This window comes from Flavobacterium sp. 5, assembly GCF_002813295.1.
Taxonomy (GTDB): domain Bacteria; phylum Bacteroidota; class Bacteroidia; order Flavobacteriales; family Flavobacteriaceae; genus Flavobacterium.
On the sequence record NZ_PHUE01000001.1, the window covers coordinates 1,901,591 to 1,927,910 of the forward strand.

Annotated in this window: 14 protein-coding genes and 1 tRNA gene; 10 read left to right on the plus strand and 5 right to left on the minus strand. The window is 34.2% G+C overall.

Annotation, left to right across the window (positions count from 1 at the left end):
* The first annotated feature begins 44 nt into the window (after nucleotides 1–44).
* The 4 genes from araA (at nucleotide 45) to CLU82_RS07760 (ending at nucleotide 5,164) form a co-directional block, all read left to right on the plus strand.
* Nucleotides 45–1,553 carry an L-arabinose isomerase gene (araA, locus tag CLU82_RS07745; RefSeq protein ID WP_100842547.1) on the plus strand — a complete coding sequence of 503 codons (1,509 nt, stop codon included), beginning with the start codon at nucleotides 45–47 and terminating at the stop codon, nucleotides 1,551–1,553.
* Between the two features lie 336 nt (nucleotides 1,554–1,889).
* A complete protein-coding gene (locus CLU82_RS07750) occupies nucleotides 1,890–3,077 on the plus strand; it encodes an aldose epimerase family protein (RefSeq protein ID WP_100842548.1) in 1,188 nt (395 codons plus the stop codon).
* A gap of 294 nt (nucleotides 3,078–3,371) precedes the next feature.
* Nucleotides 3,372–4,961, plus strand: coding sequence for an anti-phage dCTP deaminase (locus CLU82_RS07755; RefSeq protein ID WP_100842549.1), 1,590 nt, complete (start codon nucleotides 3,372–3,374; stop codon nucleotides 4,959–4,961).
* A gap of 2 nt (nucleotides 4,962–4,963) precedes the next feature.
* Entirely contained in the window at nucleotides 4,964–5,164 is a 201-nt protein-coding gene (locus CLU82_RS07760; RefSeq protein WP_100842550.1) for a hypothetical protein, read from the plus strand.
* 296 nt (nucleotides 5,165–5,460) lie between these two features.
* Here the strand turns inward: CLU82_RS07760 and CLU82_RS07765 are convergent.
* Nucleotides 5,461–5,540 (minus strand) — tRNA-Leu (locus tag CLU82_RS07765).
* Nucleotides 5,541–5,756: 216 nt separating this feature from the next.
* On the opposite strand from CLU82_RS07765, the gene CLU82_RS07770 reads away from it, so the two are divergent.
* The 3 genes from CLU82_RS07770 to pth all read left to right on the plus strand — a co-directional run bounded on the left by CLU82_RS07770 (nucleotide 5,757) and on the right by pth (nucleotide 8,382).
* The gene (locus CLU82_RS07770; protein WP_100842551.1) at nucleotides 5,757–6,698 is read left to right on the plus strand and encodes a ribose-phosphate pyrophosphokinase; all 942 of its coding nucleotides are present in this window, start codon (nucleotides 5,757–5,759) and stop codon (nucleotides 6,696–6,698) included.
* 65 nt (nucleotides 6,699–6,763) lie between these two features.
* Nucleotides 6,764–7,372 carry a 50S ribosomal protein L25/general stress protein Ctc gene (locus CLU82_RS07775; protein ID WP_100842552.1) on the plus strand — a complete coding sequence of 203 codons (609 nt, stop codon included), beginning with the start codon at nucleotides 6,764–6,766 and terminating at the stop codon, nucleotides 7,370–7,372.
* 383 nt (nucleotides 7,373–7,755) lie between these two features.
* Nucleotides 7,756–8,382 carry an aminoacyl-tRNA hydrolase gene (pth, locus tag CLU82_RS07780; protein ID WP_100842553.1) on the plus strand — a complete coding sequence of 209 codons (627 nt, stop codon included), beginning with the start codon at nucleotides 7,756–7,758 and terminating at the stop codon, nucleotides 8,380–8,382.
* A gap of 48 nt (nucleotides 8,383–8,430) precedes the next feature.
* On the opposite strand, the gene CLU82_RS07785 is transcribed toward pth, so the two are convergent.
* A complete protein-coding gene (locus CLU82_RS07785) occupies nucleotides 8,431–11,103 on the minus strand; it encodes a reprolysin-like metallopeptidase (RefSeq protein ID WP_100842554.1) in 2,673 nt (890 codons plus the stop codon).
* Between the two features lie 262 nt (nucleotides 11,104–11,365).
* Between CLU82_RS07785 and CLU82_RS07790 the strand changes: the two genes are divergently transcribed.
* The 3 genes from CLU82_RS07790 to bioB all read left to right on the plus strand — a co-directional run bounded on the left by CLU82_RS07790 (nucleotide 11,366) and on the right by bioB (nucleotide 14,285).
* Nucleotides 11,366–12,310, plus strand: coding sequence for a bifunctional riboflavin kinase/FAD synthetase (locus CLU82_RS07790; protein ID WP_100842555.1), 945 nt, complete (start codon nucleotides 11,366–11,368; stop codon nucleotides 12,308–12,310).
* A 355-nt stretch (nucleotides 12,311–12,665) separates the two neighbouring features.
* Nucleotides 12,666–13,103, plus strand: a complete 438-nt coding sequence (locus CLU82_RS07795; RefSeq protein ID WP_100842556.1) for a hypothetical protein — start codon at nucleotides 12,666–12,668, stop codon at nucleotides 13,101–13,103.
* 96 nt (nucleotides 13,104–13,199) lie between these two features.
* Nucleotides 13,200–14,285, plus strand: a complete 1,086-nt coding sequence (bioB, locus tag CLU82_RS07800; RefSeq protein WP_100842557.1) for a biotin synthase BioB — start codon at nucleotides 13,200–13,202, stop codon at nucleotides 14,283–14,285.
* 93 nt (nucleotides 14,286–14,378) lie between these two features.
* Here the strand turns inward: bioB and CLU82_RS21125 are convergent, their stop codons facing one another.
* The 3 genes from CLU82_RS21125 to CLU82_RS07815 form a co-directional block, all read right to left on the minus strand.
* A complete protein-coding gene (locus CLU82_RS21125) occupies nucleotides 14,379–17,351 on the minus strand; it encodes a T9SS sorting signal type C domain-containing protein (RefSeq protein WP_100842558.1) in 2,973 nt (990 codons plus the stop codon).
* A 492-nt stretch (nucleotides 17,352–17,843) separates the two neighbouring features.
* Nucleotides 17,844–20,270, minus strand: a complete 2,427-nt coding sequence (locus CLU82_RS07810) for a fibronectin type III domain-containing protein (protein ID WP_100842559.1) — start codon at nucleotides 20,268–20,270, stop codon at nucleotides 17,844–17,846.
* Between the two features lie 204 nt (nucleotides 20,271–20,474).
* The gene (locus CLU82_RS07815; protein WP_100842560.1) at nucleotides 20,475–26,297 is read right to left on the minus strand and encodes a hypothetical protein; all 5,823 of its coding nucleotides are present in this window, start codon (nucleotides 26,295–26,297) and stop codon (nucleotides 20,475–20,477) included.
* Between the last annotated feature and the right edge of the window lie 23 nt (nucleotides 26,298–26,320).

The following is a 26,320-nucleotide window of genomic DNA, read 5'->3' on the forward strand; positions in this document are numbered from 1 at the left end:
AGAAAGCAGAAAAAAATTAAAAAAACATATAAACGATATAAACAATGATAGATATATCTCAAAAAGAAGTTTGGTTTGTAGTAGGAAGCCAAGAATTATACGGACCAGAAACATTATTAAAAGTAGCAGAACACGCTCAAATTATGGGAAAAGGATTTGATGAAGCTTCTCAAATTCCAGTAAAAGTGGTTACTAAAGACACTTTGAAATCTCCTAAACAAGTATTGGATTTGTGCTTAGAAGCCAATTCAAACAAAAACTGTATTGGAATCATCACTTGGATGCACACTTTCTCTCCAGCGAAAATGTGGATTGGTGGTTTGAGTATTTTAAACAAACCATTATGTCACTTGCATACACAATACAATGCTGAAATTCCATGGGCAACTATTGATATGGATTTCATGAACCTGAATCAATCTGCTCACGGAGACAGAGAATTTGGTTTTATGATGTCAAGAATGCGTAAAAAACGTAAAGTAATTGTTGGACACTGGCAAGAAGACCGCGTTTTAACTAAACTAGGAAACTGGACAAGAGTTGCTCTTGGTTGGAATGAATTGCAAAACTTAAAAGTAGCTCGTATTGGAGACAATATGCGTGAAGTAGCGGTTACTGAAGGAGATAAAGTAGAAGCGCAATTGCGTTTCGGAATGTCTGTCAATGGATATGATTCATCTGATGTAACTAAACATATTGAAAAAGTTACTGATAAACAATTGGCTGATTTATTAGCTGTTTATGAGTCAACTTATACTTTAACTCCATCACTTTTAGAAGGTGGTGCACAAAGATCTTCTTTGGTTGAGGCAGCAAAAATCGAATTAGGTTTGAGAGCTTTCATGGAAGAAGGTGGTTTTGGAGCATTCACAGATACTTTCGAAAATCTTGGTGCTTGGAAACAGCTTCCTGGAATCGCAACTCAACGTTTAATGGCTGACGGTTACGGTTTTGGTGGTGAAGGTGACTGGAAAACTGCTGCAATGGTTCGTGCTTTGAAAGTAATGAATGTTGGTCTTGAAGGAGGAACTTCTTTCATGGAAGATTACACATATCACTTTACTCCACAAAAATCTTATGTTTTAGGATCACACATGTTGGAAATTTGTCCTTCTATTGCTGATGGAAAAGCTTCTTGTGAAGTACACCCATTAGGAATCGGTGGTAAAGAAGATCCAGCTCGTTTGGTATTTAATTCTCCTGCTGGTGATGCTATTAATGTTTCATTAGTAGACATGGGAACTCGTTTTAGATTAATCGTAAACGAAGTGACTGCTGTAAAACCAATGGCTGATTTGCCAAAATTACCTGTTGCTCGCGTGCTGTGGGATTGTAAACCAAACTTAGATATCGCAGCTACGGCATGGATTCTTGCTGGTGGTGCTCATCATACTGTTTACAGTCAAGCGGTAACTACTGAATTTATGGAAGATTTTGCTGATATTGCTGGAATTGAATTATTAGTAATTGATACAAATACAACTATCCGTAACTTCAAAGATACTATCAATGCAAATGAAGCTTATTTCCATTTGTTTCAAACTAGGCTTTAATTAGCGTTGGCTAACTAAAAATCAATTTCACGCAGATTCTGTTGATTTGGCAGATTAAATAAAAAAATCTACAGTATTTGCGTGAAAATATAAATTTGTAAATTAGTACGCGTCCGAGTGGGGGATTACTTCACTATAATAATATTTTCATAGGAGTACAGTGAAATTAGTCTATAGTTGAGCTTTTTTTATTTGTTTCGTTGGCAAATCGAGAACAAATAAAAAAGTGTAAACAAAAAGCCCCACCCATAGGTGAACACCCAAAATAGTTTTGGCAGATTGATGCAGTAAATTGAAATGTTTTTTGTTTAAGAGATTAACCCAAAAAAAAGATATATGAATTTAGTAAAACGTTGTATTTATGGAGTATCCATTTTAAGTTTAGCAAGTATGAATGTACAGTGCAAAGGAGAGAAAAAAGAGGAAGCAGCTGGAACTGTTTTAGAAGCTAATGCTACAGACTCTGTATCGATAGCAAAAAAAGAATATGGTAAAACCGAAAAAGGGGACCAAATTGACCAATATACCTTGAAAAATCATAAAGGTATGGAAGTAAACATTATCACTTATGGTGGTATTATTTCTTCTCTTAAAGTGCCTAATAAAGCTGGTAAATCGGAAGAAGTGGTTATTGGTTTTAATTCATTGGAACAATATGAAAAGCCTAATCCCTATTTTGGTGCATTGATTGGAAGATATGGTAACCGTATTGCTAAGGGTAAATTTACTTTGGACGGAAAACAATACACGTTAGCTATCAACAATGATCCGAATGCTTTGCATGGAGGACCAGAAGGATTCCATAGAGTAATTTGGACTGCGGAAGAAGTAAAAGGTGGTGACACCGCTACATTGAAACTGAAATACGTAGCCAAAGACATGGAAGAAGGATATCCTGGAAACCTGACCGTTTTTGTTACATATACTTTAAACAAAGACAATGCATTAGATGTGACTTATGAAGCTACTACGGATAAGAAAACAGTTGTGAACTTAACTCAACATTCGTATTTCAATTTATCATCTGATTTTACAAAACCAATTTTAGATGATGAAATCACTATTGATGCTGATAAATTGGTTCCTGTAGATGCTACGCTTATTCCAACTGGAGAATTGACAGATGTAACCAATACACCATTTGATTTTAGAAAACCTAAAGTAGTTGGAAAAGAAATTAATGCTAATGACGACCAATTGAAAAAAGGATTGGGTTACGACCATTGCTGGGTTTTGAACAATCAAAACAAAGGAATGCGTTTTGCTGCTTCAGCGTACAATCCAACAAGCGGAAGATTATTGGAAGTATATACCGATCAACCTGGTATTCAATTTTATTCAGGTAACTTCCTTGATGGAACTTTACCAATGAGAAATGGCGGAACATACGCTCACAGAACTGGTCTTTGTCTTGAAACACAACATTACCCAGATTCACCAAATCAAAAAGATTTCCCTACGACTGTTTTAAGTCCAGGAGAAAATTATAAAACAAAAACTACTTTTAAATTTTCAGTTAAGTAGTTTAAAAAATATACTAGTTATTTATATAAAATTTGGTTATTAGTTAGGATATCTAGTTTAAAGACTGACTTATGTTGGTTTTAAGTTCCTCGGGAGGTTTGTACTTCTCGAGGTTTTTTTGTTTTTAAACTATGTAACAAAACCGTTCACCAACTGCAATAATTTTATTAACTCTTAAAAAAAGCATTATTGATAAAATGGAACTATCATTATTTTTATTAACTATTTGTTAATTTTTAAGAACATTTATAATAAATAGTTATTTATATTAGCCTTTAAATAAAAATCTAAAAAATGGGTGCTGAGCAAATTAAATTAGAAGTATTATCTAATGACGGAGAATCAAAAGGAAAAACAACTAGAGAGAAAGTAAAAAATACTTGTACTGAAGAATTATTTTTAGGAATTTGTTCACCAATAGGCTCCATGAAAGATGAGGTTATCAAATCATTAACTAAAATTCTTAAAGATACGTATGGCTATAAAGTTGAAATTTTAAAATTGAGTGATCATATAGATACCTATAAAATAAACAATTATCAATCAATTGAAGAGAAAACAAAACAATTCTCTGATTTAATGTATAAAATAAACGAAGGCAATGCTATTAGAAAGCGTTATAATAATAATTCAGTTTTGGTAGAACTTGCCATTAGGGACATTTATAACAGTCGTGCTGATGAAGTAACCAACATAGCTGATGATCCCACATTTTTACCAAAAGCTGAGGATTTTAAAAGTAGAAGAACATGTTTTATATTTAATTCAATAAAAAACAAAGAAGAATTATTACTACTTCGACAAATTTATACTGATAATTTTTACCAATTTAGTGTATTTTCTCCTCAAAAAGAACGTGAAGATAATCTAGCAAATAAAAATTTAGCAAAAGATGAAATCAAAAACATAATTGACATTGATGAATATGATAATAATATTAACGGGCAAAATGTAAGAGGCACATTTACTGATGGTGATTTTTTCTTAAGAGTTTCTGAGAAAAATATCGATAAGTTAGATGATAAAATTAAAAGATATTTACATTTAATTTTTGAAAGTTCTATAGTTACTCCCACTGCTGAAGAAACGGCAATGTATGCCGCTAAATCTGCTTCAGGTAATTCAGCATGTTTATCAAGACAGGTAGGCGCTGCGATAACAAGTAAAAAAGGTAATCTCTTATCAACAGGATGGAATGATGTTCCTAAATTTGGAGGCAACCTATACCGTGAAGGAGACAAATTTGATTTTAGATGTAACAAAACTGGCAATTGTAGTAATGATGAACAAAAAGATTTATTAGTGCAAAGTATAATAGAAACACTACAGGAAGATTCTGAATTAAAAACAATTTTTTTTAATGACGAAGGTTACACAGATATGAAAAAAATTAGTACTTTTAATTCAAAATTAAGAAATTCAAAGATTAAAGACCTAATTGAGTTTTCTAGGTCAGTCCATGCTGAAATGCATGCAATTATATCAGGAAGTCAGATTTCAGGAGAAAAAATGATTAATGGTAAGTTATTTAGCACGACATATCCTTGTCATAATTGCGCTAGGCATATTATTGTTGCAGGTATTAAGGAAGTTTATTACATTGAACCTTATAAAAAGAGTTTAGGAATAACTTTACATGATGATGCAATCACAGAAGATGAAACTAGTACAGACAAAGTTAGGATATTAATTTTTGATGGAGTTGCTCCTCGTAAGTATTTGACTTTTTTCACTAACTTTGCGGAGAGAAAACAGAATGGTAAAATTATTCTTAAAGATTTTAAGAACATCAAACCAAAGATAGCAAAATCCTTACAGGCTTTGTCAACACTAGAAACCCAAGCAATACATTCTCTAAAAGAGTGCGGATTATTAAACGAATAAATATGGAAAAAGACAAAAAAACCCAAATTTCAGAAACCATTCAAATGTCTTTAGAATTTTCGAATAAGCCAATAATAAAACAAAATCCTAGCCAAACTTCACCAGAAAATTCTAAAATTATCTCTTTGTCTGATTATAAGATTCAGGACAAAGGAAAAACAGATTATACTAATTTAGTTTTAAAATTTACTAAATCATTCTAACAGAAACACCTCAAAAGAGGTGTTTTTTTTTATCTGATTAGCAATCTTTTTCGTTTGTTTGCAATCTTTGCACTTAGCAAAAAAGAGCCTGAAATCGAAAAGTAATCTACACTAACAGAGCGAGTTTACAATACGTTCCTTCAACAATATAATAAAATGTAAATTATAGCCCTAAAAAATAGCTTCCAATGAAATTTTTTGTTTGCCAAGAAAATCTAAGTTATCTCCTTTAGACTTGTTTTTTTATGAAAATCCATTTAAAACCAAAAAAACCTCTTCTTTCGAAGAGGTTTTTGTACCCGGAGCCGGAGTCGAACCGGCACGGTTTCCCACAGGTGTTTGAGACCAGCGCGTCTACCAATTCCGCCATCCGGGCTTAGCAGACATGAAATGACGACAGTCATTCCAACGCAATAAAGAGATAAAATGTATTAACAATTATCTTTTCCTTTAACACGGTGCAAATGTAAAAAATTTTTTTAAACATTCTAATAAAAATACTTAAATTTTTCCTTTCAGAGTTGAATTAATTTTATAAATTTGCACCTCGTTAAAAACGATATACACAACTAACTACAAAACAACAAATTAAATGTCACACCTAGAACCAGAAGCTAAAATTTTTGCTTGTTCAAAAAGTGAATATCTTGCAGAGAAAATTGCAAAAGAATACGGTATACCATTGGGTAAAGTAACAATGTCTACTTATAGTGACGGCGAATTTCAGCCATCTTACGAGGAGTCTATCAGAGGGTTACGCGTATTTATAGTATGCTCTACTTTTCCAACTGCAGATAATTTAATGGAATTATTATTAATGATTGATGCAGCAAAACGTGCATCAGCAAGACATATTACTGCTGTAATACCTTACTTTGGTTGGGCAAGACAAGACAGAAAAGACAAACCAAGAGTTCCGATTGGAGCCAAACTTGTAGCTAATTTATTAGATGCAGCTGGGGCAACTCGAATCATGACAATGGATTTACACGCAGATCAAATACAAGGATTCTTCGAGAAACCAGTAGATCATCTTTTTGCATCGACTATCTTTTTACCATATGTAGAAAGCCTTGCTCTAGATAATTTAATGATTGCGTCACCAGATATGGGAGGATCGAAAAGAGCTTATGCTTATTCAAAATTCTTAAATTCTGAAGTAGTTATCTGTTACAAACAAAGAAAAGCGGCCAATGTTATCGAAACTATGGAGCTTATCGGAGAAGTTAAAGGTAAAAATGTAATCTTAGTAGATGACATGATTGACACAGGAGGAACTTTAGCGAAAGCTGCCGATTTAATGATCGAAAAAGGAGCCTTAAGCGTAAGAGCAATTTGTACACACGCCATTTTATCTGGTGGCGCTTACGAAAAAATAGAAAATTCAAAATTGTTGGAACTAATCGTAACCGATTCTATTCCGTTAAAAAAACAATCAAATAAAATAAGAGTAGTGAGTTGTGCACCTCTTTTTGCTGAAGTAATGCACATGGTACACCACAACAATTCAATTAGCGGAAAGTTTTTAATGTAGTTCATACTTAAAAACAAAAGCTAATTTAAACAAGAGTTTAATTAATAACTATATAAATTTTTACAATGAAATCGATTACAATTAAAGGATCAGAAAGAGAAAGCGTGGGCAAAGTAGCTACTAAAGCCTTACGTAATGCTGGATTGGTTCCTTGCGTATTATACGGAGGAAGTCAAGCAGTTCATTTTTCAGCGGAAGTTATAGCTTTCAAGAACTTGGTTTACACTCCAAACGCGCACACAGTTGTGATTGAGCTTGCGAATGGTAAATCATTCAACGCTGTTTTACAAGATATCCAGGTTCACCCGGTATCTGACAAAATTTTACATATTGACTTCTTTCAAATCCATGATGACAAAGAGATCACTATTGAAGTTCCAGTAAAAATCGTTGGTAACTCTAAAGGAGTTATGGCAGGTGGAGATTTACGTCTTAACAACCGTAAATTAAAAGTAAGAGCTTTACCAAAAAATCTTCCAGATTTCGTTGAAGCTGACATTACTCCATTAGACATGGGTAACAAATTATACGTTACTAAAGTACCTGCTGAAAACTTCAAAATCATGCACCCAGACAATACAGTAATTTGTCAAGTGAAGATTTCTCGTGCTGCTATGAAAGCGGCTCAAGAAGCAGCAAAAGCAGCAAAAGCTCCTGCAAAAAAGAAAAAATAATACTTTTTCAATCTATATCAAAAGCATCAGTTTCACAACTGGTGCTTTTTTTTTTGACATGAAGCGAAAAAATTAGATTTTAGCGCTTTAAAAACATTTAAAACTTATTTACACAATCCACTTCACGCATTCTCTGTCATATCGACGAAGGAGATATCTCCACATGTAACTCCACAATCAAATTCAAAATACCTGTTATATAACAAAACGCTCTAAATCTAATATTGAGAAGATCCCTCATTCCTCGGGATGACAATATTGTGATTATACTTTACACTGATTCCAATTTGTTCTGTTCTCTATATTCTTTGTTCTACCCCTTAATTCACAAATTTTCTAATTATCTAATTGACTAATTATCTAATTAAGTCTACTTTTGCAACATGATAAAATGGATACAAAACCTGTTTTCATCACCAAAAACAGAAGAGAACATAGACAATATGAAGAAATTTTTAATCGTTGGCCTTGGTAATATCGGCTCCGAATACGTAAACACCCGTCACAATATTGGTTTTAAAGTAGTCGATTTTTTAGCTAAAAAAGAAGGACTCTCTTTCGAAACCGTAAAACTAGGCGCTCTAGCCGAATACAAATTCAAAGGCAGAACTTTTTTATTACTCAAACCCAATACCTACATGAATTTAAGCGGTAAAGCCGTGAAATATTGGATGGACAAAGAAAACATTCCAGTAGAAAATATTTTTATCATCACTGATGATTTGAATCTTTCGTTCGGAACTGTTCGCATCCGTAAAAAAGGCAGTGACGGAGGTCATAACGGACTTAAAAACATCAATCTTGTATTGAACACACAAGAATATACCCGTTTCCGATTTGGTATCAGCGACGAATTCAAAAAAGGACAACAAGTCGATTATGTATTAGGAGATTGGGACGATAATGAGAAAGCAAAACTCCCAGAAAGACTGGAAGTCGCTTCCGAAATTATAAAATCTTTTGGAACAGCCGGATTAGAAAACACCATGACAACCTTCAATGGAAAATAAAAAACGAGAGACAATGTCTCTCGTTTTTTATTTATACCCAAAATCGATTTAATTCACTATAATCTTCGAAACCCCTTTTCGATCACCATCCACAACGTTAACAATATAAGTTCCATTCTTTACATTAGGAAGCTGAATAATCATATTGACATCACCCGTATTCTTAAATTTTTCATCATACACTATTTTACCCATCATATCACTAACAAAAACACGAATATCAGCCTTATCAGTACTAGTAAATAAAACAGTAAATTTTCCCTTATTAGGATTAGGATACAACATAAAATCATTGATTTCGTAACTAGGAATACCTAAAGTAGCATAAGCACTAGAACAAATCTGAATTGACGCCGTGTTTATTGTTCCTGTATCTCCAGCACCTGTATCTCTAAATCTCAACTTCCAAGTTCCTTGCGGATTCTCTCCATTAAAAGCTGATAAAAAATTAATCGGAACAATTGTTTGACTGGTAGTTTTACCACAACTTAAAGCTCCTCCCAAATCATCAAATGCTAAAGCCAAACTACTATTTACCGCTTTACATTGACTATTAAATAATTTTACAGTAGTTCCTTTTGGACTTACCACTTCAATTTGAACATCCGATATATACTCATGCGTAAAACTAACATTAAAATTAACATCACTAACCAGCGAAGTAGTTGCAGGAACTACAATTGTTTTCTCTGCATACGTTAATGATTCTGGTATAGCATAGGGCGCAGAATAAGTATAGGTATTACAAGTAGTCTCCACACTATATCCTAAAGCAAAAGAAACACTATTCACTGCATAAAAAACATTCCCCACTGGCTCAATTAAAATTCTACAGTTTTTAGCCGCAGTCGAAGGTGAAGTGATAATTTCAGAACCATCATTCGGTGTATTGGCTGCCAAAACTATTGGAAAAGTCAACCCACCATCAGTAGATAATTTAATATTTACATTACTTGCCCCAGACAATAAATTAGTATTATTCACACTCCAGGTAATCTCTTGCGAAGATCCTAAAATCCAACCTGTATCTGAAGTATTTTGTGATGTTACAGCAAAAGGCCCTTTATTACCATCAACAGTTACAACCATAGCATCCGAATTAGTCTGTGCTACACCCGAAGCAGCATTGTCTCTAGCAGTAAATACAAAATTCAAATTCCTTCCAATAGTAGAAACCGACTCCCAAGTAGTGCTCAATTGCCCAACTAACACTTTATTCAACTCAGGAAAATACCGTTTATTTACACTACTAGGCAAAAAAGATCTAAAATTAGGACCATTAGCCTTATCACTATAGGTAATACTTTTAGCTCCAGTTTCACTACTAGTAGCAGAGTCATTTTGTTCCCAACAATATGTCATGGCATTTCCATTAGGATCTGAAGCCGTTCCATCCAAAACAAAAGGTGTTCCTTTTGGAATAGTATAATCCAATCCAGCACTTACTGTAGGTGTTTGATTGCTTATTGTAGTACTGACAGGACAACTTTTAGTTGCCAAATTATCTTGAATTTGTTTAATACTGGCATAAGCAAAATAATCATCCGAAAGATTTTGAACATCATAATCAGTGATTCCTGCATATCCCATAATAGTAGAACCACTTCCTGGCTCTACGCTCACTCCTTCTCCTTCAAAATCTTCGCTCGAAAAAGTGTGATTTGCTCCTAATTGATGCCCCATTTCATGAGCCACATAGTCTATATCGAAAGCATCCCCTTGAGGTTTTTCATTTGATGGCGAAGTAAAACCACTACCCTTACCATAATCATCTACGGAAGCTGGATTTACACAAACACAACCAATACAACCTGCATCACCACCACCTCCTGAAGCACCGAACAAATGCCCAATATCATAATTTGCATTTCCTATAATTGAAGTTAAATTTTTTTGCAACTCCAAATTCCAAGCTCCATCAACCCCTGCATCAGCATCCGAATAAGGATCTGTAGCAGCGTCGGTATAAATTATACTGGATTCATTGACAATAAGCAACAACTTTAACGCAAGGTCTTTATTAAATACACCATTAACTCTGGTCATTGTAGCATTCATTCCTGCCAAGGCCTTAGCAACTGTTCCACCAAAATATTGGGTATATTCTCCTGTACAAGACAAAGCCAATCGCATGGTTTTAAAAACCCCATTATTTGATTTTAATTGACCTGCTTTTTTAGTCAACTCTTTATTTAAAGCAACATCTACCGTTTTACACGTTAAAGGCAAATCTCCTTTATTTCTACTTTTGGAAGTCGAAACTGCATAAATAGATTTGTTATCCGGTAAAGGATCAATAAATTCAGAGCCACTATCACCTCTTAAAACCATCGTTTGAACTCCATCTGGAGAAATACTTAAATTAATAGAGGCGTTAGAGTCTGTAATCCCAGTCCCAGAATACGAACGAATATCAGGAAATTGTGCCTGCAATTCTGGTACAAAATTAGAAGATTCCACCACTAGAAACTGCTCAATTTTACCATCGCTATTGGGAATTGCAACAGAAACTCCTTTAGAATCTGAAATTCTTGAATCTAGACTCACAAGAGATTGCTTGAATTCGGCTATATCTAAAGTATATAAACGGGCTTCACTATTATTCCCTTTTTGAGTAGCTGCTTTTTGTGAATTATTCACTTCTTTCCAAGATGATTTGGTTTGTGAAAATCCAGCAAAACTAATGGCAAAAAAACCTATACAAAAAAATAATCTATTCATATGTAGCAGCTATATTAAATGTAATATCCAATTGATATTTGTTTATTTATATGTGTAAATTGACAAACAAAATTAATTCATTTGCAATGGAATATACAATGATTTAAAACAATTTCGAAAAAAAATTAAATAATTAATAAAATACAAACATTCCTTTAAGAAGTGTATCGCCTTAAATAATTCCTTTTAATAAAATAAAAACTTCTTAGTCTAGTTTTAAAATAGATAGTATAAATTTGCAAAAAATTTAAAATTAGTCACTTTGAAAATTTTTCATTCTATAAATGATTTCCATGTTGCGACAGGAACCACTATAAAAAAAACGATCCTTACACTAGGAACCTTTGATGGGGTTCACTTTGGCCATAAAAAAATACTGGAAAAAGTGACTCAAAATACTGAAAATGAAAAATATGAAAGCTTAGTTCTTACTTTTTTTCCACATCCTAGAATGGTCTTACAGGAGGATTCGGACATAAAAATGCTCAATACTATTGATGAAAAAATAGCCTTATTAGATCAAATTGGGATCCAAAATTTAGTAATTCACCCTTTTGATGAAAGTTTTTCGAGATTAACTGCCGAAGAATTTGTAAAAAATATATTAGTCGATAAATTCCATATTCACAAAATAATTATCGGTCATGATCATCGTTTTGGCCGCAATCGTACTGCTAATATTGACGATCTAAAAAGATTTGGAGAGGAATATGATTTTGAAGTCGAAGAAATTTCGGCTCAGGAAATTAAAGAAGTATCGGTAAGTTCGACAAAAATCAGACATGCCTTAGATGAAGGAAATGTATTTTTGGCGAATGAATACTTGGGTTACAACTATTCATTGACTGGTATTGTTACCAAAGGCAGACAACTGGGAAGAACTATAGGATTCCCAACTGCTAATTTAAAAGTAGCAGAAAACTTTAAGCTAATTCCAAAAAATGGCGTTTACATTGTTAAGAGTATTATTGGTTCTAAAACGATTTTAGGTATGATGAATATTGGTTTTAACCCAACTGTTGAGGGCAAAAATCAAACTATAGAAATTAACTATTTTAATTTTGAAGAAGATTTATATGATCAAAAAATTACGGTTTCTATATTAAAAAGGATCCGTGATGAGGAAAAATTTGAATCTGTTAGGCATTTAAAAGCACAATTGGAAAAAGACAGAAATACAGCTTTGGCCTATTTTGAAAATTTATAGAAACAACTCTCATTTTTCAAAAAAATATTGAATAAATAATACCCATGAGCTTTAGTCTGTACTTTTTTTCATTAATCCATTCAAAAGGCTGCTTCGTTAGCCTTTTATTATAGCCTTAGAAAGTAAATTCTTTGACTTAATAATCTTTATCGGTTAATTACATATCCAAATGAGAAAATCACTATTATCTTGTACTAATCACAATTGATAAAATCACATTTTATTCCCCACATAATACAATTAGTTTTTACTTTTTAACAGTTTTGATTTTATATCAATATTTTTTTGTAAATTTATGTCAACCTACATAATTACCAAAAGATACTGCATTTCTAACTTTTAAAAACTGTTTATCATGAAAGTAAAAAAAGAAATTAAAAATGGGTACTTCATTTTTATATCTATAGGAACTTATTTCCTATTAATGGAATTTTTAGGATTATCCAATCTTTTCTATTTGAGGCTATTAAATATCGTATTCATTGTTTATGCCGTAAATGATACCATACAGTCGAGAATTGCTAACGGCAAGAAAAAATTTGTTCCAAATGCTCTTGCCGCACTAACAACTTCATTAGTCGGTGTTACTTTATCTATCCTTGGCTTATTGATTTATAGTTACATGCGAGGCGGTGATGCCTACATACAAGGTTTGTCCGAAACCTTTTTATTTGGTGGCCATCCTTCTATTAACATGTATTGTTTGACTTTGTTTTTTGAAGGTATAGCTTCATCGGTAATTGTTACTATGTTGCTGATGTTGTATTATAACGACAAATTTGTCGCTGATTAAACCATTTTAAACAATTCAAACTAAGTCTTTTTAAGCTTTGTTCGTTGCTTGTTTATAACAATTTGATTACTTTTGAGCCATCAAAATAAAGGATCGATGAGTATCACAAAACACAATTGGACGAAAGAAGAAATTATTGCTATTTATAATAAACCCATGATGGATCTGCTTTTTGAAGCAGCTAGTATCCATAGGGAGCACCATGATCCCAATGTAGTTCAAGTTTCTACTTTGGTTTCTATCAAAACGGGTGGATGTTCAGAAGATTGTGGGTATTGTCCACAAGCTGCCAGATACAACACTGGTGTTGAAGGAAACGATTTAATGTCGGTAAATCAAGTAAAAGCTCAAGCTCTTAGAGCTAAATCGGGAGGTTCCTCACGCGTATGCATGGGAGCTGCCTGGAGGAATGTAAAGGATGGTGCAGAGTTTGATCAGGTTTTGGAAATGGTTCGTACTATTAACAAAATGGACATGGAGGTATGTTGTACTTTGGGTATGATAACCGAAAATCAAGCCCAACGATTGGCCGAGGCAGGTCTTTATGCTTACAATCATAACTTAGACACATCTGAAGATTATTATAAAGAGGTTATATCTACCCGCGGATTTGAAGACCGTTTACAAACTATAGAAAACGTTCGTAAAACCAGTGTTACAGTATGTAGTGGTGGAATTATTGGAATGGGAGAAAGTGTTGATGACAGAGCTGGAATGCTTGTAGCTTTATCTACTTTGAACCCTCAACCAGAATCTGTGCCTATCAATGCATTGGTTGCCGTAGAAGGAACTCCAATGCAAGACGAAAAGCCAGTAGAAATTTGGGAAATGATTCGAATGGTTGCAACGACTAGAATCGTAATGCCACATACTCAAGTACGTTTATCTGCTGGAAGAATGAATATGAGTCGTGAAGGACAAGCTATGTGTTTCTTTGCTGGAGCCAATTCTATTTTTGCCGGAGACAAATTACTTACAACACCGAATCCAGATGTAAACGAAGACATGAAAATGTTTGATTTACTAGGTTTAAAACCGCAAAAACCATTTAAAAAGGCAGCACAAAGACCAACTGTTGAAGCAGTTGATTCTCAATTTGAATCTTTAGGCGAAAAACCTAAATGGACTCGTCCTAGCCATACTATTGAGAAAAACTTAGAAGTTTCTATAAAAGGAAAATAAACCTTTTAAAATACTATAAAAGCCCAATTTTATCATGAAATTGGGCTTTTGCTTTAATAAAAAATTGCTAGGTTATATGACTCCGATTCAAAATTAATTTTGAAAGATAATTTTTTCGCTGACCCACTTCCCTTCTTCCAATTGCGTCTTAACAATCAAAACCTGATCACTTGATGCTAATTCAGCTATAACAAATTTATTATTATTTACTTTGTTTTTCTCGTATAGCAAACTTCCTTTCAAATCAAACACCTTTATAGAGGATATAATTTGTTTAAAAGAATTGATTTTTATTTGACTATTTTTCACCAATACAACAACATCTTTTTCTTTGATTTCAAAATCTACTGTACTCAATTTAGTATCTGTAAACCGCAGTACAAAACGATCATTAAACGTTCCAATTTCTGTTAAAAATGAATATGCTCCACTCTTTAGATCATGAATACTATTGTTGCTTTTATCTTCCAAATAAACTGCTTGATTGGTCATGGCACCATCAACATCATCAATACTAATCTGAAAGGTTCCAGCTATTGTAGTTTTATACCCTAATGGTACTTCATCGGTAGCTTCAAAAGGTAACCCACGCCCCTGAATACTATAATTTTCCAAATTATTAACACTATAAAAATCAATATAGCTGTTTCCATTAAAACTTATACCATCGTACAATTTATCGAACTCATTAGTAGCTCCTGTTATATAGCCCACTAATAATTGTTTGAAAGCTCCTTCGGTATTTGTCAAATTCAGCCATACCCTGTCCTTCTCTATCGCTGCAATTTGCTTTGAATCTGCTTGCTTAAAGAATTGACTATTCCTTCCTGAATCAGTAATTCGCATCGAATTTGTAAATTCAAAATTACCATTTGCCTTGCTCATTACAAAAAAGGACTGACCTGCAGCAATAGCTCGATCTGATCGAATTCCAGAGGATGACGATGCACCCGTCCATACACCTGTAGCTCCCGTTAAAGTATAGGTCGCATAATCATTAGAAACATACACATATTGAGAACCTATTAGTGTTCTGGGAGTATTATGAGTCCAGAAATATAATGCCCCATCAATTATTGAGGCATTATGAGTAATAAACGAATCGGCATCAATTGCTGAGGGATAAGGATTGCCTATAAAATTTTCATTAGACCCTACTTCTGTTGCTATCGAAACTACTCCATTATGTGGTTTTCCAATAAATTGAACCAATTGAGAATACGTTTTATTTAATTTAGGTACTCGAATAATAAATCCACTTCCAGCAGGGTTCATTTTATTGCCTCCATCTTGTGTAACCCAATTCCCAGCTGCATGGCTATAATATCTATCACTAGTTGGAGACAATACATTTAGCACTTGATCTTCTACAGGTGAACACCAATACACGTAATCAAAATTCTTTACCAATGAGGTGTTCCGCTTGTAAATAATATTTCCTGTATTTACAGCATTATCATTTATCTGAACCAAACTCGCATTGTTCTCGAATCTTAATGCACCTTGTACATTCAAACCGCTTCGAATCGTTAATATAGCATTATCATTTGTAGTTTCTACAATGTCATTGTTTGCTCGTGCGACTCCAACAACAACTGTAGCCGTTGCATTAATTTGACATGAACAAACATTTAATGGCGAAACTATAGTAGCATTTCCTGTAAAAATAACAGCATCATTCAGTGAAGGCGTGCCAGCAGGTGACCATGAAGAACCGTTCCATGTTTTAGTCACAGGTGTAGTAATTACGACACTTCCAGTAGAGGATGAAAGACAAGTTACATTTGATACCGAAAAACTATAGGACCCTACAGCCAAACCAGTAATATTCATTGTTCCTGTTGCATTTGTAATTGTATAATTATTATTTACAAATCCTACTTGATATACTATTCCCGAAGAAGGTAATCCATTTAATACTATACTTCCTGTTGAAGTAACACAATTAGTTTGCGTTAGTGTACCTAGCATTGGAATCGCTGGCAAAGCAATTACAGAAACATTAACTACATTATTAATACTAATAGTACTTATACAATCCACAGATTTTAATTTTGTTATTGTTATCGCACTTGAACCAATAGTCGTTAGTCCATCAGCAGTAAAAGTTCCACTTCCTGCAGTTTGAACCACCATCGAAGCTTCAAGACTTGTTCCAAGCGGAACGCTTCTATTATAAATTACTGTATATGTCCCAATAGGCAATCCTGTAGGAGTCGAGCTCAATGTAACTATTGCTGTTCCTGAGCTAACACAAGCGTTTGTTGCTGTGACATTATTTGAAATACTATAAGTAGGACAAGTATAGTTTACTGTAATTTGACCATTTCCTCCTTTTCCTCCTGTACTATTAGCCAAACTTAACAATGTAAGACCACCGCCACCGCCACCGCCAAAATCAACTCCGTTACCTCCAGGTCCAAGTAATGCCTTTCCAGATCCTCCAGATCCTCCGCCACCTGTACCACCTGCACCCGCTGTAACTCCATTCCCTGCTAAACCTACCGAACCTGAACCTGCGCCGCCGCCGCCGCCGCCGCTAGACAAACCAACTATAATAACATTGGCAGCACTAGCACCTGTACCTCCTGAAAAACTACCTGCTCCTCCTGCTCCTCCTGCTCCATAACTACCAATGGCAGTAGCTCCATATCCTCCAAATCCACCATTAGCCGTGACTGTAGAAAAAATTGTAGATCCCCCAGTCGCACCATTCATTGTCGTAGATGAACCACCTATTCCTCCTTGACCAATAGTGTAACTAATTTGAGTATTTGCTGGAACTGGCGAAACAGTAACTGTTCCCGTTCTAAAACCGCCACCGCCTCCGCCACCGCCAGCTGCGCTTAAAAAATTAGAACCACCACCACCACCACCTGCTCCCCAACAATTGGCTGTCAAATTACCAACTCCTGCAGGTATTACAAGAGGGCTTTCTATAAGAACTAACGTTTTAGTAATAGTTTGACTATAAGAAGAGAATGAAGCTGAGAAACACAACAATAAAAGACAAGTGGTATTAGTCATTTTCATTGATGCAACCAAAGAAAAATAATTTTTATCCATAACCCTTTAATTAATGATTAAAAAAAATCAGTAAAATTATTTATCATTGACACCGTTCACGTAAGCTCATGAAATCACTAAATGAAACATTTTACTCAAAGTGACTATTTAATACTTTTACAAAGTATCATTTCGCAATTTTTGTAAATTAAACAACAAAAAAAGTTTATAAATTAATCTACAATATTACAGACAAAGCTTATAAATATTTTATTTATAGCATTTAAACTACTACATAAAGCTAAGCAATGAAATGCAATAAAGCCGAATAAAGACATATTTTATCGATTAAATACTATTTTTTTAAAAATATTAAAATAATTAACTTACAAAATATTAAATTTTGCAAAATACATTAAATTATATAACATCACCTTGCTGTTTAATTTAAACTTAGCTTGTTTATTTTCCTTTAATCCTAAATTAATAGAACAAAAAAATCCCATTCTGTTTATTCAGAATGGGATAAAAAACATGAATAATAATTATTTCTTAATCATGAAAAATGATTTTTTCACTAACCCTTTTTTCATTTTCCAATTGAATAGTTACAATTAATAATTGATCATTCGAAGTCAAATGCTCAACTATAAATTCATATTTATTAACTTTATTTTTATTATAAAGTAAGCCACCTTTCAAATCATATACTCTTATGGATGATATGACTTCATCGAAAGAGTTAATTTTAATTTGGCTATTTTTCACTGATATTACTACTTTCCTTTCTTTGACAAAATTATCATCGACACCTAATTTAGAAATATCACTATATCGCAAAACAAAACGATCATTAAACGTACCAATTTCAGTAGTAAAAGAATAGGCACCCCTTTTTAAATCATGAATACTATTCGCTGTTTTATCTTCTAAATAGACCGACTGATTCATTAAAATACCATCACTATTATCAATACTAATTTGAAAAGTTCCCGCTATAGTGGTTTTATAGCCTAACGGAACTTCATCAGTAGGATCAAATGGCAATTTACGTCCTTGGATAGTAAAATTCTTTAAATTGCTTACACTATAAAAATCTATATATGTATTCCCATTAAAACTTACTCCATCATACAATCGATCAAAATCATTGGTTGCACCTGTTATATACCCTACTAACAATTGCTTAAAAGCTCCTCCATCATTAGTCAAATTCAGCCAAATCCTATTCTTTTCTATCTCGGTCGATTTCTTAGTATTAGATGGTTTAAAAAATTGTGTATTCGATCCAGAATCCGAAATTCGCATAGCATTATTAAAATAAAACTGACTAGATTCAGAACTGGCAACAAAAAAGGCTTGACCAGCAGCTATTTCACCAGAAGGAGTTACTCCCAAACCATTTGTACTTGGAGCGGGACCAGCTCCACCTGTTAAATTATAAAGAGTATAATCACTTGAAGTATACACATATTGTGAACCCTCTAATTTTCTTTTAGTATTATGCGTCCAAAAATATAACCCTCCAGAAATTTTGGAATTATGGGGATCCATCATAAACACTTTAGCATTTATTGCAGAAGGATACGGATTACCAATTAAATTACTTTTAACTACTCCAACATCAACCCAAACTTCTCCATTATTTGGAACTCCAGAAAACTCAAATGTTTGAACTGCGCTGGTATATGCTTTGGGTACTCGAATAATAAATCCTTTCCCCACTGGATTCATTCTATTTGTGCCATTCTGCATAACCCAAGCCCCAGTTTCATAACTATAATATCTATCACTATTTGGAGAAAACAAGTTTAACATCTGATTTTCAACAGGCGAACACCAATATACATAATCAAAATTCTCTACTGTAGAAGTATTACGGACATAATTAATTTTACCTGTATTTACAGCTTTATCATTTACCTGAATCAAAGTGGCATTGTTCTCGAATTTTAAACTACCATCTCCAATAATATCTAAATCATTTTGAAGTTTTACAATCGCATCCGAATCAACATGAACAGCAACACCATCATCAATTTGACAAGAGCAAGCTTCAAGCAAATTATCCACATTGAAATCTTTCAAAAAACGTACATTTTTATTTGCATCTGGAGTTCCATTAGACCAAACACCATCATATACTGTTACAGGAGGAGCTACTTCAATCACATTTGAATAAACACTTATTCCACAATTATTCATTGAGTGCATTCGAACATAATAAGTCTTTCCTGCCGATAAACCCGAAATAGTTTCGGATAAAACGTTACCTAATGCCTTGTCTTTATATCCTAGCAGATAATTCAGAAAACCAGCATCAGTAGCTACATCAATAAAATAATTTTCAGAAAATAATAAAGCTTCCCAATGCAAATTAAAAGAAGTAGCCGAACAACTAAGACTTGTTTCGGTCAGAACTGGTGCTTTTGGCAATGAACAAGAAATAATTCCATTAAATTTAAAATTATTTATACTAAAAGTTCCTGTCCCTGCTGTGGTGTTCCAACCATATATTCGAAAACTAATGGAAGAAGTAATATTTTGAAAAGGTACTGCAGATAAAGAAACAGTAGCACCATTGGCAGTGATAATACCAATATCTGAAGTAAAATTATCTACACTAGAGCGAAACGCAAAACGGATGGGTCCGTTAGGAGAAATTTGACCTGTATATACAAAACTAACAAAATCAATTTCCTTTCCAGTGTTGGGAATTATAGTAAATTCAAAATAAGCATTAGAGTCCAACGTGGCAAAACCCCAACTTTTTGCATCATACCGATCATTGGCATTCACTTCATATAATGCAGTTCCTCTTCCAATTCCAGTAACTGAAATATTGGGATCAACATACTGACCAAAGGTATAAGGATTCGAATCATTAGGATTAACTCCGTCTATTGAATTACTAAATATTGATTGCCCAAAAGATAAAAAAGGTAAACTGTATATTAAAATCTGTAAAAATATTTTCATGAAATTGTTTTGTATTTTAATACTGAGTAAGCATATTTTTGAAAAATACAAAATAAATATAAGAATTGTATTAAAAAATAAATAATTATAATGAAATAAATTCTTACTAAATAAAAATAAAACAAATATTGTTTTTACAACAAAAAAAATCCCATTCTGTTTATTCAGAATGGGATTTTAAAATATTATTATTGTTTTTATCGGTTAATCGTGAAAAATAATTTCCTCACTTACCCATTTGCCGTTTTCCAATTGAGTCATAACAATCATGAATTGACTACTCGCTGCCAAATGGTCTACAATCAATTCATTTATTCCTACTTTATTTTTCTCATAAAGCAAGCTTCCCTTTAAATCATAGATTTTTACAGCCGATATAGTTTGATCAAAAGAGTTAATTTTTATTTGACTATTTTTTACTGATACAATTAAACCTTTCCCTTTAGTATCAAAATCGCCTGTACCTAATTTAGAACCGTCTGTATAACGCAATACAAAACGATCATTAAACGTTCCAATTTCAGTAGTAAAAGAATAAGCACCGCTTTTTAAATCATAAATACTATTCGCAATTTTATCTTCTAAATAAACCGCTTGATTAGTCATTGCTCCATCAACATTATCGATACTAATTTGGAACGTTCCTGCAATTGTAGTTTTGTATCCTAATGGAACAACATCTGCTGAATCAAATGGTAATCCACGTCCCTGAATAGCATAATTCTTAGAATCGATTACACTATAAAAATCTATATATGTATTTCCATTAAGACTAAGACCATCGTACAATCTATCAACTTCATTGCTAGCTCCTGCAATATAACCAACCAATAATTGTTTGAAAGCTCCTCCATCATTGGTCAAATTCAACCAAATTCTATTCTTTGTTTTAGCTGCAGCTTTCTTAGTATTTGATGGTCTAAAAAATTGACCATTGGATCCAGAACTTGAAAGGCGCATTGAATTATCAAAGTAAAATTTACCCGCTACATTACTCGCTACAAAAAACGCCTGACCAGCAGCTATTTCACCTGAAGGCATCACTCCATCGGGTATTCCATCCCCATCGTCGTCTGTACTTGGCGCAGCTCCTGTTCCTCCTGTCATGTTATAAAGTGCATAATCATCAGAAGTATAAACATATTTAGAACCTGTTAATGTTCTTTTAGTATTATGCGTCCAAAAGTACAAAGCACTATTAATAAAATCTTTATTTCTAACATCGTCCATAAACTCATCTGCATCTAAGGCTGAAGCATACGGATTACCTATCAAATTACTTTTTACAGTCTCGACATCAATACCTACTATTCCATTATTTGGCACTCCTTTAAATTCAAATGTTTGAGGTGTAGTAGTGTATAATTTAGGAACTCGAATTATAAATCCTTTCCCTGCTGGATTCATCATGTTAGAACCACTCTGTGCTACCCAAGCCCCTGTAGCATAACTATAATATCTGTCACTGGCTGGTGAAAACTTATTCAAAACCTGATCCGCAACTGGTGAAGACCAATACACATAATCAAAATTCACTACTGGTGAAGTAGTACGGATATAATTAATCTTTCCAGTATTTACTGCATCATCATTCACTTGAATCAAACTTGCAGTGTTCTCGAATGTTAAAGTTCCTGCATCTACTCCTTCAACACCTTGTATCTCTAAAGCGTTTTGCAGTTTTAAAACTGCATCTTTTTTAACAAGAACATTTACACCAGCATTTACTTGACAAGAACAACCATCCATCGATGATGTTACAGCAAAATCATAAGGTCCTGCAAAAACAATCTTTCTAGTACTATCTGGTCCAATACCTCCAACCCAAGCACTTCCTGTCCATGTTGCGGTAGGTACATCCAAAATAGTAACACTAAGTCCAGGTGATGATATACAACCCAGATCATTACGAACCTTAAAGGTATATGTCCCAGCTGCTAAGTTGGTAACAGTAGCTGAAAGCCCAGTGCCAGAAGTTGTAGTTGTAACGCCTCCTAATATACTTTCTAAAGTTCGATTTCCACTAGGTAGATTATTTAAAACAACACTTCCCTTAGCTGCACAAGTCACATCGGTTTTTGTCCCTTGAGTTGGATCAGTTACAATTGTAGTTGGTGTAACTCTTAGATAACTTGGACAACCTAAATTATCAGCAACTACCGAAATTGTAGCTATTGACGTACCCGTTGTAACGGTAATACTGGTTGAACCTTGTCCACTTACCAAATTCCATCCAGATCCTGTTGTAATAGTCCAGTGGTAATTCCCTGCTCCTGCTCCTGTATCATCAATGCTAAAAACAGCAGTCGTATTGGGACAATAAGTCGTATGTGCATCAAAGGCAAAAGGCGAACCTCCATTTAAACGAATACCTCCTGAATCTGGTTTGACATTCAAAGTAACATTTTGAGTGAAATTTGCAGGACAATTTGGTGTCGAGCTAGTTATAGTTATTCCCGTTATTTGTAAATTTCTGCCATTATCATTAGCAACTGTCAATGCTCTGGTTGTAAAGTTTCCATTCCCAGATGGATCAGCTACTACTGTTACCGATTGTGGAGCATCACCTGTTATTGTATAATTTACTGTAGAGGTACTATTTATTACTAAACCGGTTAAATTTATTGTAGCACTAGATCCTTCGCATATTGGAGATGCTTGTGAAGCTCCCGTTAAGGTAGGACTAGGATTTGTTGTAACTATATAAGTAGTTGTTGCAGTTCCATTACAACCAGCTGCACTTGCAGTAATAGTAGTAGTTCCTGACCATCCTGCAACATAAGTTACAACTCCTGTTGATCCGACAATTGTATTTCCTGCTGTACTACTTGCAGTATCTAAACTATAAACAATAGCCGATGAATTATTTAATGCAGTAGTAGTATTAGTTTGTGTACCAGCTCCCTGACAACGTGTGTGACTCGCAGGTGAAAAAGCATTAATAGTAACTGTTGGAGTAATAGTTTCAACAAAAGTAGTTGTTGCTGTTCCATTACAACCAGCTGCACTTGCAGTAATAGTAGTAGTTCCTGACCATCCTGCGACATAAGTTACAACCCCTGTTGATCCGACAATTGTATTTCCTGCTGTATTGCTTGCAGTATCTAAACTATAAACAATAGCCGATGAATTATTTAATGCAGTAGTAGTATTAGTTTGTGTACCAGCTCCCTGACAACGTGTGTGACTCGCAGGTGAAAAAGCATTAATAGTAACTGTTGGAGTAATAGTTTCAACAAAAGTACTTGTTGCTGTTCCATTACAACCAGCTGCACTTGCAGTAATAGTAGTAGTTCCTGACCATCCTGCAACATAAGTTACAACTCCTGTTGATCCAACAATTGTATTTCCTGCTGTACTACTTGCAGTATCTAAACTATAAACAATAGCCGATGAATTATTTAATGCAGTAGTAGTATTAGTTTGCGTACCTGCACCTTGGCAACGTGTATGACTCGCAGGTGAAAAAGCATTAATAGTAACTGTTGGAGTAATAGTTTCAACAAAAGTAGTTGTTGCTGTTCCATTACAACCAGCTGCACTTGCAGTAATAGTAGTAGTTCCTGACCATCCTGCAACATAAGTTACAACCCCTGTTGATCCGACAATTGTATTTCCTGCTGTATTACTTGCAGTATCTAAACTATAAACAATAGCCGATGAATTATTTAATGCAGTAGTAGTATTAGTTTGTGTACCTGCACCTTGGCAACGTGTGTGACTCGCTGGTGAAAAAGCATTAATAGTAACTATTGGAGTAATAGTCTCAACAAAAGTACTTGTTGCTGTTCCATTACAACCAGCTGCACTTGCAGTAATAGTAGTAGTTCCTGACCATCCTGCAACATAAGTTACAACTCCTGTTGATCCGACAATTGTATTTCCTGCTGTACTACTTACTGAGTCCAAACTATAGACAATAGCCGATGAATTATTTAATGCCGTAGTAGTATTAGTTTGTGTACCAGCTCCCTGACAACGTGAGTGATTGGCAGGTGAAAAAGCATTAATAGTAACTGTTGGGGTAATCTTAATTTCACCAGAAACTGTACTCGTTACAGCAGAACCACATGTTCCACTCACTACACAATAATAATAAATCGATCCAACACTCGTAGTTGGAGGTGTATAATTTGATGATATTGCTGTCGCTATAAGTGCTCCACCTAAGTTACTAGGCGTTGAATTACTGTACCATTTATAACTAAGACCTGACCCAGCGGCTATTACCGAGATAGCGTTTGCCGTTCCATTCAAACAAATAGTTTGTGTTGCTGTTGAAGGTTGGTTGGTTATAGAAGTCAAGCTATTAACCGTTACTGCGACAGGTGGATTAGAATATACAGCCGAAGCACAATTACCACTAATAACCACATCATAACTTCCTGCATCAGATGTTGTTGGATTTGTTAAAATAAGTTTATTAGCTGTAGCTCCACTTATAACACTTCCGTCAATCAATGGTGAACCATTTTTTCTCCATTGATAAGTTAAACTCGATGATCCTGTAGCCACAACTGTTAATGTTTGAGTACCATTACCAGAACAAGTAGCTGTAGGCGCAACTGGTTGAGTTGTTATGGTTGTTGGTGTTGCCAACGAATTTACAGTTAGAGTAAATGCAAAGGTTCTTGTACTAGAACAACTAGGATTATAAGTTATAAGTTTTACTACTCCATTATATATTCCTGTTGCAACACTATAGGGAACATTCATACTTAACGTTCCAGAAGTACCTGACATATCAGAATTAGAATCCTGAATACCTGCACTTTTTGCAGCTGCATCAAAATTAATTTCATAATGCACTGGATTACCAGTTGTTGCTGTATAAGAAAGCGTTGCTGTTGTAGAATTTTGACAAATAGATGCATTTGCATTTGCTAAAGTAATTGTCAATTCAGGATTAACATACATTGAAAACGAAGATGAATTCACCTCTTGACAACCCGCATTCCCTACAACAGCTCTATAATCCCATGTACCCGCAACTGAAGGGTTTTCAGAATAAGTATTTGCTGTATTGGTGATCGATGTCCATGTTGACGAATTATTCAATCTTTTTTCCCATCTAAGAACATTCCCTACATAACCACTCAAAGTCATGTTTCCAGTAGAAGAATTTAAACATGTCATTGCTTGTCCGTTTAAACTAATTCCGCCACCAACAGGAGTCAAATTTACTACAACATTTGTAGTAACCGTTGAAATAACACCATCATTCCTTTTAATATCAACTGTATAAACTCCTCCATGGTTATAAAAATCTGCATTACTTATGGTATAAGTAGCAGAACTAACGAAACCAGAAGTATAAATACCACGACCTGACCATTGGTATGTATAAGTATAGGAAGTATTAGATGCAGTAACTGGTGGGATAGCCGTAAGCACTATTTGATTTCCAGAACATACAGGCGAATTTGAAGTTGCTCCTGTTCCTCCTCTAGCATTAAATACATCAAAATCAGAGAGAGCTCCTCCTCCATTTCCTGTACAAGCAGACACCTTAGCACCTCCAATATAAAGAGCAGTCTGGTTACTACAATTAGTATCTGTAGCATATATTTTTCCTGGCGAATTAACTACAAATGAAGTATTAACTGGAAAAGTAATTGAAACATTTTTTCCAAATGACAAAATACCACTTGGCTTAATCACTACACTTGTAGTTTGAATACTGACATCACCAGAAACAAATAATTGTCCACTAGTCCCTTCTCCAATTATTAAAGAGGTAAAACTTTTTGTTATACTAGTGCTTAATGTAATGGTATGTGAGTCGCGAATTGTTACAGTACCTGTACCTGTATTCTCACCAGGATAACTTGTTGCAGTAACCCAACTAGACCCATTAAAATATTGCCAATTTAAAGGATCTGACCAACTATAGACTGATGGTGTACCGCTCAAAGTAGTTGGATTGGAACGATAATCTCCAGACGTTTGTCCAAAAATCAAATTTCCACACAAACAAAAAAATAAAATATATAGTAAACTCTTAGATTTAGATAGAATTCTAATCATATTTGGGGGCTTTAGGATCAAAT